The 15,087-nt window shown below is 55.0% G+C and carries 18 protein-coding genes; 12 read left to right on the top strand and 6 right to left on the bottom strand.

Annotation, left to right across the window (positions count from 1 at the left end; all coding sequences use genetic code 11):
- Positions 1-46 precede the first annotated feature (46 nt).
- Positions 47-781 carry a phosphoadenosine phosphosulfate reductase gene (gene cysH, locus D9980_RS25030; RefSeq protein WP_024485706.1) on the top strand — a complete coding sequence of 245 codons (735 nt, stop codon included), beginning with the start codon at positions 47-49 and terminating at the stop codon, positions 779-781.
- 51 nt (positions 782-832) lie between these two features.
- Here cysH and D9980_RS25035 read toward each other — a convergent pair whose 3' ends face one another.
- The 3 genes from D9980_RS25035 to D9980_RS25045 all read right to left on the bottom strand — a co-directional run bounded on the left by D9980_RS25035 (position 833) and on the right by D9980_RS25045 (position 2,614).
- Positions 833-1,159: a type II toxin-antitoxin system RelE/ParE family toxin gene (locus D9980_RS25035; protein ID WP_121608743.1), complete on the bottom strand. Its 327-nt coding sequence runs from the start codon at positions 1,157-1,159 to the stop codon at positions 833-835.
- A 13-nt stretch (positions 1,160-1,172) separates the two neighbouring features.
- A complete protein-coding gene (locus D9980_RS25040; RefSeq protein ID WP_024485708.1) occupies positions 1,173-1,448 on the bottom strand; it encodes a hypothetical protein in 276 nt (91 codons plus the stop codon).
- Positions 1,449-1,531: 83 nt separating this feature from the next.
- On the bottom strand, positions 1,532-2,614 hold the full coding sequence (locus D9980_RS25045; protein ID WP_024485709.1) for an aminopeptidase: 1,083 nt from the start codon (positions 2,612-2,614) through the stop codon (positions 1,532-1,534).
- 331 nt (positions 2,615-2,945) lie between these two features.
- Between D9980_RS25045 and cysG the strand changes: the two genes are divergently transcribed.
- The 5 genes from cysG to D9980_RS25070 all read left to right on the top strand — a co-directional run bounded on the left by cysG (position 2,946) and on the right by D9980_RS25070 (position 7,763).
- A complete protein-coding gene (gene cysG / locus D9980_RS25050; RefSeq protein ID WP_121608744.1) occupies positions 2,946-4,376 on the top strand; it encodes a siroheme synthase CysG in 1,431 nt (476 codons plus the stop codon).
- A gap of 10 nt (positions 4,377-4,386) precedes the next feature.
- The gene (gene cysD / locus D9980_RS25055; protein ID WP_024485711.1) at positions 4,387-5,295 is read left to right on the top strand and encodes a sulfate adenylyltransferase subunit CysD; all 909 of its coding nucleotides are present in this window, start codon (positions 4,387-4,389) and stop codon (positions 5,293-5,295) included.
- 12 nt (positions 5,296-5,307) lie between these two features.
- Entirely contained in the window at positions 5,308-6,738 is a 1,431-nt protein-coding gene (gene cysN / locus D9980_RS25060) for a sulfate adenylyltransferase subunit CysN (RefSeq protein WP_121608745.1), read from the top strand.
- A 1-nt stretch (position 6,739) separates the two neighbouring features.
- Complete coding sequence (gene cysC, locus D9980_RS25065; protein WP_024485713.1) at positions 6,740-7,357, top strand: adenylyl-sulfate kinase; 618 nt, start codon at positions 6,740-6,742, stop codon at positions 7,355-7,357.
- A gap of 88 nt (positions 7,358-7,445) precedes the next feature.
- Complete coding sequence (locus tag D9980_RS25070; RefSeq protein WP_024485714.1) at positions 7,446-7,763, top strand: DUF3561 family protein; 318 nt, start codon at positions 7,446-7,448, stop codon at positions 7,761-7,763.
- 53 nt (positions 7,764-7,816) lie between these two features.
- On the opposite strand, the gene D9980_RS25075 is transcribed toward D9980_RS25070, so the two are convergent.
- The 3 genes from D9980_RS25075 to D9980_RS25085 form a co-directional block, all read right to left on the bottom strand.
- Positions 7,817-8,539, bottom strand: a complete 723-nt coding sequence (locus D9980_RS25075) for an amino acid ABC transporter ATP-binding protein (RefSeq protein ID WP_024485715.1) — start codon at positions 8,537-8,539, stop codon at positions 7,817-7,819.
- Positions 8,523-9,290 carry an amino acid ABC transporter permease gene (locus tag D9980_RS25080; RefSeq protein ID WP_059199800.1) on the bottom strand — a complete coding sequence of 256 codons (768 nt, stop codon included), beginning with the start codon at positions 9,288-9,290 and terminating at the stop codon, positions 8,523-8,525. Before D9980_RS25080 ends, D9980_RS25075 begins: the two co-directional genes overlap by 17 nt.
- An 85-nt stretch (positions 9,291-9,375) precedes the next feature.
- Positions 9,376-10,146, bottom strand: a complete 771-nt coding sequence (locus tag D9980_RS25085; RefSeq protein ID WP_121609083.1) for a basic amino acid ABC transporter substrate-binding protein — start codon at positions 10,144-10,146, stop codon at positions 9,376-9,378.
- Positions 10,147-10,764: 618 nt separating this feature from the next.
- On the opposite strand from D9980_RS25085, the gene ftsB reads away from it, so the two are divergent.
- The 6 genes from ftsB to D9980_RS25115 all read left to right on the top strand — a co-directional run bounded on the left by ftsB (position 10,765) and on the right by D9980_RS25115 (position 15,017).
- Positions 10,765-11,085, top strand: a complete 321-nt coding sequence (ftsB, locus tag D9980_RS25090) for a cell division protein FtsB (RefSeq protein WP_024531004.1) — start codon at positions 10,765-10,767, stop codon at positions 11,083-11,085.
- 3 nt (positions 11,086-11,088) lie between these two features.
- The gene (gene ispD / locus D9980_RS25095; RefSeq protein WP_121608746.1) at positions 11,089-11,796 is read left to right on the top strand and encodes a 2-C-methyl-D-erythritol 4-phosphate cytidylyltransferase; all 708 of its coding nucleotides are present in this window, start codon (positions 11,089-11,091) and stop codon (positions 11,794-11,796) included.
- An 11-nt stretch (positions 11,797-11,807) separates the two neighbouring features.
- A complete protein-coding gene (ispF, locus tag D9980_RS25100) occupies positions 11,808-12,281 on the top strand; it encodes a 2-C-methyl-D-erythritol 2,4-cyclodiphosphate synthase (protein ID WP_021179414.1) in 474 nt (157 codons plus the stop codon).
- Between the two features lie 3 nt (positions 12,282-12,284).
- Positions 12,285-13,331: a tRNA pseudouridine(13) synthase TruD gene (gene truD / locus D9980_RS25105; RefSeq protein ID WP_121608747.1), complete on the top strand. Its 1,047-nt coding sequence runs from the start codon at positions 12,285-12,287 to the stop codon at positions 13,329-13,331.
- Positions 13,332-13,711: 380 nt separating this feature from the next.
- Positions 13,712-14,437 (top strand): fimbrial protein, encoded by a 726-nt coding sequence (locus D9980_RS25110; protein WP_162304327.1) that lies wholly within the window; start codon positions 13,712-13,714, stop codon positions 14,435-14,437.
- A gap of 82 nt (positions 14,438-14,519) precedes the next feature.
- The gene (locus D9980_RS25115; RefSeq protein WP_024530999.1) at positions 14,520-15,017 is read left to right on the top strand and encodes a CS1 type fimbrial major subunit; all 498 of its coding nucleotides are present in this window, start codon (positions 14,520-14,522) and stop codon (positions 15,015-15,017) included.
- Positions 15,018-15,087 lie beyond the last annotated feature (70 nt).

A 15,087-nucleotide genomic window follows, 5' to 3' on the forward strand; every position in this document is an offset into this window, starting at 1 on the left:
AGGGTTAGGGTGAGGGGCCACATCATCATTTTCAGGAGATCGCATCATGGCTGAATTGGATCTGGCGGCGCTGAACGCGCTACCGAAGTCCGGGCAGGCGCTGGCATTGGCGGTCGTCAACGGCCAGTTGGAACAGCTTTCGGCACAGGAGAGGGTTGCCTGGGCGCTGGAACATCTGCCGGGGGAGTTTGTGCTTTCCTCCAGCTTTGGTATTCAGGCGGCGGTGTGTCTGCATCTGGTCACGCGCATCAAGCCGGATATCCCGGTGATCCTGACCGATACCGGCTACCTGTTCCCGGAAACCTACCAGTTTATCGACCAATTGGCCGACCAACTGAACCTGAACCTACAGGTATTCCGCGCCGAGCATTCACCGGCCTGGCAAGAAGCACGCTACGGCAAGCTGTGGGAGCAGGGCGTTGAGGGCATTGAGCAGTACAACCAAATCAACAAAGTTGAGCCGATGAACCGCGCGCTGGAAACGCTGGGTGCGCAAACCTGGTTTGCTGGCCTGCGCCGTGAGCAATCGGGCAGCCGTGCCAATCTGCCGGTGCTGGCGGTGCAGCGTGGGGTATTTAAGATCCTGCCGATCATCGACTGGGATAACCGCCAGATTTACCAATATTTAACCGAACATGGGCTGAGCTACCACCCGCTGTGGGATCAGGGCTACCTGTCGGTGGGCGATACCCATACCACCCGTAAATGGGAGGAAGGCATGAGCGAGGAAGAAACCCGCTTCTTCGGCTTGAAGCGCGAGTGTGGTCTGCACGAAGGTTGATGAGCGCATAGTTAACGAACCGGGTTCTGCGAGGGCCCGACTAATTAAGTTCTAGCTCAATAACATGTGACGTCTGAGGGCGCGGGTCAAATCTTGGCGGGTATGCAAAAACAGCAAGATGTCGACGGTATGACCGGTGATTTCATACAGCGTCCGGTATTCGTGTTTATCCAGACGTTCTCGTAGTGCCAAGCCATAATCAGACAAAGTGGCGTTAAAACGATAGCGCTTGGGATCTTCTCGCAACGTGGCAGTAGCTTCCAAGAGCAATTGGTCTACAAAGTGCCCTGCATCCACTGAGCCAATAGTGGCTGTTTTGAACGACTCTATATCGGCAAGGCACTGAAATGCGGTTTCGGTCAGACGCACTTCATACATGGTTGGTTACTCCTTAACCTCTTGCAGCCCTTAGCCTTTTTAATGCTTCATCAGGAGTCAGGACTTTCCCTTCGGCGACTTCTTGCTTGGATTTCAGCACCAGTTTTAGCAGTGCATGGGTTTGCTGTTCCTGTTCCCAGGCAGCCAATTCCTCTTGTCGTTCCAAGGCCGTTTGGACGAATAATTCTGCGGTTCCATTTTTAGTCACCCAAACACCTCCTTTGAAACTATCAGGTGAACCGAGACTCTCTCGTGTCGCTTGTTGCGATAAGGTTTTGTGCGTACTCATTGGTTTCTTCTCGAATACGGGTTTCTCTCAGTATACTTAACCAAGATGGTGAGTACAAAATTTGTACTCGATTTTACGTCCAATTATTTCTTCTGTTTCTTCTTCGGCTCAGGGGCCGGATGCGCCTGCACCCATTCTTTTACCAACGGTAACAGGATCCGTACGCTGTCGCGGCTGCGCTTGTCGATCCGCCCTGGCAGGTGGGTTTCCAGATATTGCAGATTGTCGTATTGCGGGCGATGCCAAGTAATGCCCTGCGGGAAGTTGGGGCTGACAGCACGCTGCTGGTAACCGTCTCGATCCCCCAGCGACCAGTTGGTGGCTTCTACCGCCATCACCGGAATTTTGGCGTTATCGAAGACGATCTGATCGGAACAGCAACCGGTGCCGGTTGGAAAACCTTTGCTGCCTGGGTTGATGGCCGCTTCAATGCCATAACGGTGGGCGATGCTCAGTGCCCGATCGCGGGATCGGACCACCACTTCCGGCTCGGTGTTACGCCCAGAATGGAAATAGAGGCGATCGCCGGTGATCAGGCTGTCGAGGTTAATCACCAGCAGCGTGTTCTTCCGCTCCTCCGGCGTCATACGGCCAAGGTAGTTTTTAGCGCCTACAGACTTAAGCTCTTCACCACTCATGGCCACAAAGCGCAGGCTATAGGTGGTGGGGATATTTTTCAGCCTATTGGCCAACTCCAGCATCACGCCCACGCCGGAGGCATTGTCATCGACCCCCTGTAGCGTCAGGCCACCGAGGTTATTGTCTACCTCATCGTCGCTAAGCGGGGTATAGGTATCGAAGTGCGCCATGATGATGACCTGTTGGGGCCGCTCACCCTTTTTGGTGGCAATCACCGAGGTGACGCTGATCTTGCGCCAGTTTTCACTGGTGTCTTTGTTGGTGTAAAGATAACGGGCGTCAAAGGTGCGGGTGTCAGCCGGGTAGCCCATCTCGGTAAACTGTTGTTTCAGGTAGTCTGCGGCCAGTAATTCTGCCGGGCTGCCCGCCATGCGGCCGGGGAAGTAGGTAGCGATATGGCGGATCTGTTTAGCGGCGAACTGGCCCATAGGGGCTTCTTTTACGGGTTTGGTAGCGGCCGAAACGCTTACAGCACTGCCGAGAGCGACTAACAACAGCCCTGCTCTCAGGCACAAGCGGGAAAACATACCGAAAAATCCTTCTCTGACAGCGGTGATGCCGATTATTTTTGCGGTAGTTAGTATGGGACGCCAGCGCCGATAAGACAATTTCTTCGCGTCCTATTTTTGTCTGAGGTGCGCGCCGTTAAACCTCTGCTATCCACGTTTAGTGGCACCGACTGTTCGACCGAAGGGGAGACATCAAGCCCACACCTGTAACTTCATTACGTACAGCGAGTTAGGCGCACTGCCAACAGCCTTATTCCATTTAAGAACATCTCATGCCTTTTCGTCATTTCAGGGGGCAAATCGCACGCCGTATAGTCACCCTATCAATCTGTTATATGAAAAGGCCGTTGTGGACTATCTACCAATATTTGCCGACCTGAAACACCGCCCTGTGCTGGTGGTTGGCGGCGGCGAAGTGGCTGCACGCAAAGTCGACCTCCTGCTACGTGCCGGGGCGCAAGTGCGGATCGTGGCGCAGGCGCTCTCGGCAGAGCTGGAGCACCAACACCTGCAAGGGCGCGTTGAGTGGCTGGGGCAGAACTTTGTGCCGCAGCAGTTAGACGACGTCTTTCTGGTAATTGCCGCTACCGACGATAGCGCGCTGAACGCCGAGGTGTATGCCGAAGCGGATAAGCGCCGCGTGTTGGCTAACGTGGTGGATGACCAACCGCGCTGCTCCTTTATCTTCCCGTCGATTATCGATCGCTCACCGTTGGTGGTGGCCGTGTCATCTAGCGGCCAGGCACCGGTATTGGCGCGGATGTTACGTGAGAAGCTGGAGGCATTGCTGCCTGCCAGCCTGGGGCAGATGGCGGAACTGGCTGGAGGGTTGCGTGGCAAAGTGAAGCAACGGCTGGCTTCCATCGGGGCCAGACGCCGTTTCTGGGAGAAAACCTTCAACGGCCGTTTCGCGACTTTGGTGGCTAATGGCCAGACGGAGCAGGCGCAGCAGCAGTTGGAACAGGATTTAACGGCTTTTGCGCAGGGTAATGAGGGGGCGCAAGGTGAGATCGCACTGGTCGGGGCAGGCCCGGGCGATGTCGGCTTGTTGACCTTACGCGGGCTGCAGGTGATGCAGCAGGCCGACGTGGTGCTTTACGATCACCTGGTGAGCGAAGAGACGCTGGATTTGGTGCGTCGCGACGCCGAACGTATCTGCGTGGGCAAACGCGCCGGTGCGCACTCGGTGATCCAGGAAGAGACCAATCGGCTGCTGGTGGAACTGGCGCAGCAGGGGAAGCGGGTAGTGCGGTTAAAAGGCGGCGATCCCTTTATCTTTGGCCGGGGTGGCGAAGAGTTACAGGTGGCCGCCGCTGCCGGGATCCCTTTCCAGGTGGTGCCGGGCGTAACCGCCGCTGCAGGGGCTACGGCCTATGCCGGTATTCCGCTAACGCATCGCGATCATGCCCAAAGCGTGACCTTTATTACCGGCCATTGCCGGGACGATGACGACGGCTTGGATTGGCCCGCACTGGCGCGGGCGCGTCAGACGTTGGCGATCTACATGGGCACCATGAAGGCGGCGGATATCAGCCGCAACCTGATCGCCCATGGCCGCGATGCGGATACGCCAGTCGCCGTGATCAGCCGGGGTACGCGGGCCGATCAACAGGTGCAGACTGGCACCTTGCAACAGCTGGAACACTTAACTCGGCAGGCCCCGTTACCGGCGCTGCTGGTGATCGGTGAAGTGGTGGAGTTACATCATCAAATCGCCTGGTTTGGGCATCAATCGCAGACGGCAGTGGCAGCGCGCCCGGCCGTCGTGAATTTGGCTTAAAGGATCTGTTATGGACCAAAAACGACTCACTCATTTGCGGCAATTGGAGGCGGAGAGCATCCATATCATCCGTGAAGTGGCCGCCGAATTCGGCAATCCGGTGATGCTCTATTCCATCGGTAAAGACTCCTCGGTGATGCTGCATCTGGCGCGCAAGGCGTTCTATCCGGGTACGCTGCCGTTCCCACTGCTGCATGTGGATACCGGCTGGAAATTCAACGAAATGTACCAATTCCGCGATCGTACCGCCAAAGAGTACGGTTTCGAGCTGCTGATCCACAAAAACCCGGAAGGGGTGGCGATGGGGATTAACCCGTTTGTCCACGGCAGCGCCAAGCACACCGATATCATGAAAACCGAAGGCCTCAAGCAGGCACTGAACAAGTACGGTTTTGACGCCGCCTTCGGTGGTGCCCGCCGCGATGAGGAGAAATCCCGTGCCAAAGAGCGTATCTACTCTTTCCGCGATCGCTTCCACCGCTGGGATCCGAAAAACCAGCGCCCGGAGCTGTGGCACAACTATAACGGCCAGATCAACAAGGGCGAGAGCATCCGCGTGTTCCCGCTGTCGAACTGGACCGAGCTGGATATCTGGCAATATATCTTCCTGGAGAAGATCGATATCGTTCCGCTCTACCTGGCCAAACCACGCCCGGTGGTGGAACGTGATGGCATGCTGATGATGGTGGATGACGATCGTATCGATCTGCAACCGGGTGAAGTGATCAGCCAGCGTATGGTGCGGTTCCGTACCCTCGGCTGCTGGCCGTTGACCGGCGCGGTGGATTCTTCTGCGCAGACGCTGCCGGAGATCATCGAGGAAATGCTGGTCTCCACCACCAGCGAACGTCAGGGCCGCATGATCGACCGCGATCAGTCCGGTTCGATGGAGCTGAAAAAGCGCCAAGGGTATTTCTAAGGAGCCGCCGGAATGAACAACGTTATTGCACAACAAATCGCCGAACAGGGTGGGGTAGAAGCCTACCTGCACGCGCAGCAACACAAGAGCCTGTTGCGCTTCCTGACTTGTGGCAGCGTGGACGACGGCAAAAGCACCCTGATCGGCCGCTTGCTGCACGATACCCGCCAGATCTACGAAGATCAGCTCTCAACCTTGCATACCGACAGCAAACGCATCGGCACCCAAGGGGAGAAGCTCGATCTGGCCTTGCTGGTGGATGGCCTGCAGGCAGAACGTGAGCAGGGCATTACCATCGACGTGGCCTACCGCTATTTCTCGACCGAAAAGCGCAAATTTATCATCGCCGATACGCCGGGGCACGAGCAGTACACCCGCAATATGGCTACCGGTGCCTCGACCTGCGACTTGGCGATCCTGCTGATTGATGCGCGCAAGGGCGTGCTGGATCAGACTCGTCGCCACAGTTTTATCGCCACGCTGCTCGGCATTCGCCACCTGGTGGTGGCGGTGAACAAAATGGATCTGGTGGATTACAGCCAGGCGGTGTTTGAACAGTTCAAACAGGATTACCTGACCTTCGCCGAGCAGTTGCCCAACGACCTGGAGATTAAATTCGTCCCGTTGTCGGCACTGGACGGGGACAACGTGGCTACCCAGAGCGTCCAGATGCCTTGGTACAGCGGCCCGACGCTGCTGGAAGTGTTGGAAAGCGTGGATGTGATCAGCGAGCGTGAACATCAGCCGCTGCGCTTCCCGGTGCAATACGTCAACCGCCCGAATCTCGATTTCCGGGGTTATGCTGGTACGTTGTCTGCCGGCGTGGTTCGCGTGGGCCAGCGTATCAAGGTGCTGCCGTCTGGCGTTGAATCCACCGTGGCGCGCATCGTGACCTTTGATGGCGATCTGCAGGAGGCGGGGCCGGGTGAAGCGATCACGCTGGTGCTGAAAGACGAAGTCGATATCAGCCGGGGCGACCTGCTGGTGGATGCCAGCGAAACCCTGCAGGCCACGCAAAGCGCCTTGGCGGACGTGGTATGGATGGCAGAACAGCCGCTGTTGCCGGGCCAAAGCTACGACATCAAGATAGCCGGGAAGAAAACTCGCGCCCGCGTTGAGAGCATTCGCCATCAGGTGGAGATCAACTCGCTGGCGCAGCATCAGGCCGATGTGTTGCCTTTGAACGGCATCGGGCTGGTGGAACTGACCTTCGACGAACCGCTGGTGCTGGACAGCTATCAACAGAATCATGATACCGGCGGCCTGATCTTTATCGATCGTTTGACTAACGTCACGGTTGGCGCAGGGTTGATCCGCGAAGCCTTGCACCAGGATAATCCGGCAGCGGCGGGCAATTTCAGCGCCTTTGAACTGGAGCTGAACGCCTTGGTACGCAAGCATTTCCCACACTGGGGTGCGCGTGACCTGCTGAAGGGGAATTAACGTGGCTGAGGCTGAGTTAGCGAAAGACGAAAATGTCGTGTGGCACCCGCATGCGGTAACGCGTGCGGAGCGCGAAGCCGCGAACGGCCATCAGGGCGTGGTGCTATGGTTTACCGGCCTGTCTGGTTCGGGTAAATCGACCGTGGCTGGCGCGCTGGAACAGGCGCTGCATCAGCTGGGGGTCAGCACCTATCTGCTGGATGGCGACAATGTGCGCCACGGCCTGTGCCGCGACTTGGGGTTCTCTGACGACGATCGGCGCGAGAATATCCGCCGGGTGGGCGAAGTGGCCAAGCTGATGGTGGATGCCGGGCTGGTGGTGTTGACGGCGTTTATCTCACCGCACCGTGCCGAACGGCAGATGGTGCGGGAAATGTTGGCCGAGGGGCAGTTTATCGAAGTGTTTGTCGACACCCCGCTGGCGATTTGTGAGGCTCGCGATCCAAAAGGATTGTACAAAAAGGCTCGCGCTGGTGAGCTGCGTAATTTCACCGGTATCGATTCAGTGTATGAAGCGCCGGAACGGCCGGATATCCGGCTTAATGGTGAACAATTGGTAACAAATTTGACCGCGCAATTGTTAGACCTGCTGCGTGGTCAGGCTATTATCAAACCCTGAATTCGCAAAAAGCGCGTGGCATGATCCAGCCACGCGCTTTTTACTCTAGTAAGTCGCCGCAGAGCGAGCCAATATACCAGGGAACGCTATGCAAAATGCCACGCCACTAGTGATTGATAGCCAACTCGAGCAAGAGGAACCCTCGTACTCCTTTTTGGGCGGCACCAGCGGCTTTGTCTTCTATTGGTTGGCGTTTACCGTGCCTTTTATGGTTTACGGCTCTAATACCTTGTTTTTCCTTCTCTATACCTGGCCGTTTTTCCTGGCTTTGATGCCGGCCTCCGTGCTGCTGGGTATCGTCTTCAGCGTGGTGCTGCGCGGGCGTTTGTTCCTCACGCTGCTGCTGACCGGTATCACCGTTATCTGCTTATTCTGGCTGGTATTCAGCTTTCTCAGTGGTTGGTAATGAAAAGGGCACGATAAAATCGCGCCCAACAGATGTCAAAGCGGTGCCGAAGGTTACAAAACTTTGCTTAAAAATGCCTGGGTGCGCGGATTGGTCGGGTTACCGAAGATGTGCTCCGGAGTGCCCTCTTCCTGAATAATCCCCTGATCGATAAACAGCACCCGGTCAGCCACTTCGCGGGCGAAGCCCATTTCATGGGTCACCACCACCATCGTCATGCCTTCAAGGGCCAGCGCCTTCATCACCGCCAACACTTCACCGACCAACTCTGGATCCAGCGCCGAGGTAGGCTCATCAAACAGCATGATTTGCGGTTCCATCGCCAATGCGCGGGCGATGGCGACACGCTGTTGCTGCCCGCCGGACAGGCTGCTGGGATAGGCATCGATCTTGTCCAGCAGGCCCACTTTATTCAGTAGTACCTCGGCACGCTCAATGGCCTCGCTGCGGGACAGTTTTTTCACCCCCATCGGCGCCATGATGATGTTTTCCAACACCGTCATATGCGGGAACAGGTTAAAGCGTTGGAATACCATGCCCACGCTTTCACGCATCTTGTTCAGATCGGTCTTCTGGTCATGAATGGCAAAACCATTGACGTCGATCTCACCGCCCGAGAGCGTCTCCAGCGCGTTGATACAACGCAGAAAGGTACTTTTACCGGAGCCGGAGGGGCCGATAATGCACACCACTTCTTTCGGCGCGATCTGGCAGGAGATCCCGCGCAGCACGTGGGCTTCGCCAAATTGTTTTTGCAGGTTATGTACGCGAATCACTTTTACCGAACCTTTTTTCCATGTGTTGCACCATCAGCGAGAGCAGGAAGGTGATGACCCAATAGATCACTGAAATAGTCAGATAGGGCTCCCAGTAGGTGGCGTACGCGCCGGAAACGGTACGCGCGGCATAAGCCAGATCCGCCAGACCAATCGCGGAGGCCAGGGACGAATCCTTGACGATGGCGATGGCGTTGTTGCCGAGCGGTGGCAGCATGCGGCGGAAGGCCTGCGGCAGGATCACCTTACGCATGGTTTTGCCGTAGCCCATGCCCAAGGAGCGCGAAGCCTCCATCTGGCCGCGGTCGATAGACTGGATCCCGGCACGGAAGATCTCCGAGACATAGGCACCGGCGTTCAACGTGATGGCGACTACGCAAGACAGGAAGGCACCGTAATCGGAGCGCAATGCGCGCGCGAAGTCGACGCTCATCAAGCCGTTGCTGACCAGCAGGCCATCACGCGGGTTGATAAACAGTGGAACCAGCGCGAAGTGGACCACCATGATTTGCACAAACAGCGGTGTGCCCCGGAAGGCGCTGATGTAGATGCGCACCGGCCATTGTACGCAATAGTGCAGGATCGGTTTCCAGATGCCGTGCGGTGCCTGCGCCAGGCGACCTAACCCGAGGAGTAGCCCCCAGGTGGTGCCCAGGATCACACAGATGATGGTACATTTGATGGTCATCCAGGCACCCTCCATAAACAGCGGAGCGTATTCCTCAATGATCTCCCAACGGAATGCTGACAAAATTTAATCCTTACGGTGGTAGTGCGAGCTTGCAGGTCATTGATACGTAGGGGCACAGTCAATTGCGCCCCTATTTACAGCCGGTTTATTCTGCTGGCAGCGTAGGGACGTTGCTGTCGAACCAGGTCTGGTAGATTTTGGCGTAGGTGCCATCGGCGATGATTTTCTTCAGGCCGCTGTTGATCTTGTTACGCAGTTCATCGTTGCCCTTGGCCACCGCAATGCCGAAATACTGGCGCTCAAACTTGGCGTCTGACACCAGCTTGAACTCTTTCTCCGGGTGGGTCTTGATATAGAACTTGGCCACGCCAACGTCACCCACGGCCGCGCCAATGCCATCTTCATACAGCTCTTGCAGCAGCAGTGGCGTGTTATCAAAACGCTTGATGGAGGTGCTGTTTTTGCCCAAGACGTCGGAAACCACGATGTCGCCGGTGCTGGAGTTAACCACGCCCACCTTCAGGGTTTTCAACGCGTCGATGGAGTCTACTTTAGACTCTTTCGGCACCACGATAGCCTGCTCTGCCGGGAAGTATGGCGAAGAGAAGTCGACCATCTGCTTGCGCTTGTCGGTAATGGTGATGCCGGAAATGATGATGTCGCGGTCGCCAGAGTTCAGGGTGGCAAAGATGCCTTCCCACGGCGTATTCACCAGCTTCACCTGGAAACCTTCCGCTTTGGCGACGGCCTTGATCACATCGATATCAAAGCCTTCCAGCTCTTTTTTGCTGTTTTCGTATTCGAACGGACGATAGGTACCGCCGGAGCCGACAACATACGTCGGTTCTGCGGCAAAGGAAGCGGCGGAAAAAGTGGCCGCCAGGCAGGCACTAATCAGCACTAGACGTTTTAACATGAGCATTCCCCGAATAAGTTGAGTAAAGGTTATAACCTTCGCCTTTCAAGCTGCAGCGTTGTTACCTGCGCTTGCCCACCCCAGTCACTTACCCAAAAGTAAGCTCCTGGGGATGAGCAAGCTTGTCGCCTAGCTGCAACTTGAAATTCATTGGTTATACATTGGATTTATTTATGCACTTTAGATGCATAAAAATAAACTTACATGAATAAAAACACAACCCCTACCTGATGATGAAAATGCTAACAGTGTTAAATATGAATAATTATTTAAAAGCTGGCGTAAATGTCGGTGAAAATACCCTCAGCCCAGTTATTCTTACTGCATACTGATGTGGGGTGGGGATGTGTGCATGATCTGGATGCTGATGTGTGCATGATCTGGATGCAGATGTGTGCACGTTGTAGGGGCGCCGCATGCTGCGCCCGTCGAACCGTATACAGTCTGAGCTCATCGCGCTCTACGCCGCCTGGATTTAATGCCGCTTTCAGGCGACAATCAGGCGCTAAACTAAGGAAGTTCTGATTACGCTTGATGGCTGCAGGTGAAAAGCCGCTGCTGCTGTGGAGTCAAACGGCAAGTTGTGGGATGATTAAGCGCTTTTTTTAGGGGGCGGAGATGGGAAAACTGACGCTGCTATTGCTGGCGCTGCTTGGCTGGTTACAGTATTCGCTGTGGCTGGGGAAGAATGGTATTCACGATTATGTACGGGTCAATGATGACGTTGTGGCTCAGCAGAGCAACAATGCCAAATTGAAAGCGCGTAACGATCAGCTGTTTGCCGAGATCGACGACCTGAACGGTGGTCAGGAAGCGATAGAAGAACGCGCACGTAATGAACTGGGCATGATCAAGCCCGGCGAGACTTTCTATCGTCTGGTGCCTGAACCCTCCGGACGCAACGCGGCGTCTGCCACACAGAATAACCCACCGAAGTAACGCATGAATCCATCCGTAGGCTCCTCCCCTCAGGTGATCGCCGTCCTGCCCGCTGCCGGTATTGGCAGCCGTATGCAGGCCGATTGCCCGAAGCAATATTTAACCATCGGCCATCAAACCATTCTTGAGCACGCGATCCATGCCTTGTTACGTCATCCGCGTATTACCCAGGTGATCGTGGCTATCAGCCCCGAAGACCAACAGTTTAAAACGCTACCGATCGCCAGCGATCCGCGGGTGTTGGTCACCGAGGGTGGGCAACAGCGTGCCGATTCGGTGCTGGCCGGGCTGCAATTGGCAGGCAACGCACACTGGGTTTTGGTACACGATGCTGCCCGTCCTTGCCTGCATCCCGACGATCTGGAGCGGTTGCTGGCGATCACGGCACACAGTAAGGTCGGTGGCATTCTTGCCGCGCCGGTGCGTGATACCATGAAGCGGGCGCAGGTGGGCCAAAGCGTTATTTCGCACACCGTGGAACGCCAGGATTTGTGGCATGCACTGACGCCACAGCTGTTCCCGCTGGAACTGCTTAAACTCTGCCTGCAACGCGCCCTGGATGAAGGGGCGACGGTAACCGATGAAGCCTCGGCGCTGGAACATTGCGGTTATCATCCGCTGCTGGTAGCGGGGCGTGCGGACAATATTAAAGTGACGCGGCCAGAGGATTTGGCGCTGGCGGCGTTCTATTTGACTCAGTTGAACAACTAAAGGAGCGCATCATGCGTATCGGTCACGGTTTTGATGTCCATAAATTTGGCGGCGAAGGGCCGTTGGTGATCGGCGGTGTTCGCATTCCTTATGAAAAAGGACTGCTGGCTCACTCCGATGGTGACGTGGCGCTGCATGCGGCCACCGATGCCCTGCTGGGGGCTGCGGCGTTGGGGGATATCGGCAAGCTGTTCCCGGATACCGATCCGGCCTTCAAAGGGGCAGACAGCCGTGAGCTGCTGCGTGAAGCCTGGAAACGCATTCGTGCCAAGGGCTATCGTCTGGGTAATCTGGATGTCACCATCATTGCGCAGGCACCGAAGATGGCACCACACATTCCTCAGATGCGCATCTTCCTGGCGGAAGATCTCCAATGCCATATGGACGATGTTAACGTCAAAGCGACCACCACCGAGCAACTGGGCTTTACCGGCCGTGGCGAAGGCATTGCCTGCGAAGCGGTTGCCCTGTTGATCAAGGAATAACGCATGGACATGGCTAATCTGACCTGGTTGCACGGCAAGCCAGCGGCTACCGGCGTGCTGAAAGCCAACCCGGAAGACTTTGTGGTGGTTGAGGATCTGGGCTTTACGCCGGACGGCGAAGGTGAGCACCTGTTGGTGAACATCCGCAAGAACGGCTGCAACACCCAGTTTGTGGCGGACTCTCTGGCGAAGTTTGCCGGCATTCATGCCCGTTCGGTCAGCTATGCCGGTTTGAAAGATCGCCATGCGGTCACCGAGCAGTGGTTCTGTCTGCATCTGCCGGGGAAAGAATCTCCCGATCTCAGCCAGTTTGCGTTGGAAGGCTGCGAAGTGCTTCAGGCCGCTCGCCACCTACGCAAGCTACGCATCGGTACGTTGAAGGGTAACGAATTTACCCTGGTGCTGCGCCAGATCAGCGATCGCCAAGAAGTGGAGCAGCGTTTGCAGGCCATCGCGGCGGACGGCGTGCCGAACTACTTTGGCAGCCAGCGCTTTGGCCGTGGCGGCAACAACCTGACGATGGCACGTCGCTGGGCCAACGATGAGATCCGGGTCAAGGAGCGCAGCAAACGCAGCTTCTACCTGTCTGCCAGCCGTAGCGCGTTGTTCAACCTCATTACCAGCCAGCGCTTGGCTAACCAACAGCAGCAAACGGTGCTGGAAGGGGATGCGTTACAGCTGGCTGGCCGCGGGAGCTGGTTCGTGGCCAAAGCGGAAGAGCTAGCCACCCTGCAACAACGGTTAGACGCGGGTGAACTGATGATCACCGCTCCATTGCCGGGGGATGGTGAGCCGGGAACTGCCGCAGAGGTACTGGAGTTTGAACAAAGTTGCCTGGCGCAGCAGCCGGAATTGCTGAGTCTGTTAAAGCGTGAGCGCGTAGAGCCTGCACGACGGGCCTTGCTGCTACAGCCGCAGAAAATGCAGTGGAACTGGTGGGATGATGTCACCGTGGAATTACGTTTCTGGTTACCGGCAGGCAGTTTCGCTACCAGCGTGGTACGCGAAATAATGCAATTGGTTAGCAGTGACACGGATATTGCCGAGTAGCCGTTAGCTTAATCAATTTTTGCTTTCTCGTTCAGGCAGAGGGGAACTCTGCCTGAACTGAATAAGACAGCGAAAATGCTGTCACCGTCCTGGCTTACCAAGCTAATTTCCCCCGTATTGCGCCATTGATTAAAACCTCATCTTCTAATTCACCTTAAATATTATAATTTGTTTATTTCTGTTTGTTATAATTAAAAATTATCTTATTTATTATCATTGGCTTACTGAGTCCTTTATTCTTGTTGTTATTATTATAATTATTAAGTTGATCTGCGTGCTCATTGGTTTTTATACTTGCTGCGAATTTTACGAGACTAAGCGTGGCTGGAGTTGGCTGTGTTTTAAAGTTTGATATAAGAGACTCTCATTACGGATTAATCATGAAGCTCAATATTATTAAACGCCTGAGTGGTGTTGCTATTTTTTGTTTTTTACCAGGTTTTGTATTGGCCAATATGAGCGTTTATCCTATGGAAATCGGGATCGGCGAAACCGGAGCCGCGCAAATAAGGGTTATATCCCAAAGCGATGGGGTGCAATTCGTCAAGGTAACAGAAAAACAAATACTGAATCCTGGCACTAAACAAGAACAGGAAGCAAGCGTTGAGCAATTTGGACAAAGCTCGCTGGTGATAACGCCGCAAAAACTGGCTATTTCGGCAGGTAGCCAACGCCTGGTACGGCTGGTTGCTCTGGAGTTACCGGAAAAGGAAACCACCTGGCGAGTCTATTTTGAAGGCGTGCCGGAATTAGAAGATAACGCCGCTGCTGCCAGCCCACAAATGACCACGACCAAGGTGGGTATCAACCTGGTGTGGGGGGCATTAGTCCACGTTGCACCTAAAAAGGTCGTTACCAGCCTGACGCTGGATGCAAAGCGTGGCCAGGTTATCAATGATGGTACGTTGCGTATTCCGCTACGAGAGGTGGGGGTTTGTGACCAGGGTGGTGTTTGCGACTGGAAAAAAGAAACCACCACGGTATATCCCGGTACCGAGCTTAAAATTGCCTCGCTCATGGTAAAGCCCGGGAAGAAATATAAGGCGCGTTATTTTAACTGGCTTAAGAAGCGCGTTGAAGAAATTGATTTGTCTGTAAAGAGTTAAATGTGGAGTCAAATCATGTATAGCCCCGGTTGTATGGGGTGAGTAAAGTTGGATGTTATTTATAAAATAAAATGGAGATTTTATGAAAAAGTTTATTAAACCACTGCTGATCGTTTCAACCATGGCTGCCGTATTTTCAGCTCAGGCAGTACAGAAAGATATTACTGTGAATGCCAACGTGGATGCGACGATTGATATGACGCAACCTGATAATACCGGTTTGCCAAGCAGCATCGATATGCAGTATTTGCCAGGCAAAGGCCTGACGCCTTTTAACCTGAACACCAAGGTCTGGTCTAACAACGCTACCGCTGGTGTTAACGTTCGCCTGGTTAGAGCGGCGAGCCTGGCGGATGTCAATGGGGCTAACAAGATCCCATTGACCGTAAGCCTGGGTGACAAGGTACTGACCACTACCAATCAGTTGCTGGAAGCGGCGACCCTGTTCCCTGCGGGAATCGAAAATGGTTCAGACGTTCTGCCGCTGCGTTTTGCGCAGACCACGCAAGGCACTATCGCCACTGGCACCTACAGCGGCATTGTCAGCCTGGTGGTGACTCAGGCGACCAAGGCTCCTTAAGGCTGCCCAATTCAAAAGTTTTATTCATATCTTGTGGGGCTTTTTAGCCCCACTTTCTATCAGGGATGAA

The sequence above is a fragment of the Serratia sp. 3ACOL1 genome, from assembly GCF_003668775.1.
Classification (GTDB): domain Bacteria; phylum Pseudomonadota; class Gammaproteobacteria; order Enterobacterales; family Enterobacteriaceae; genus Chania; species Chania fonticola.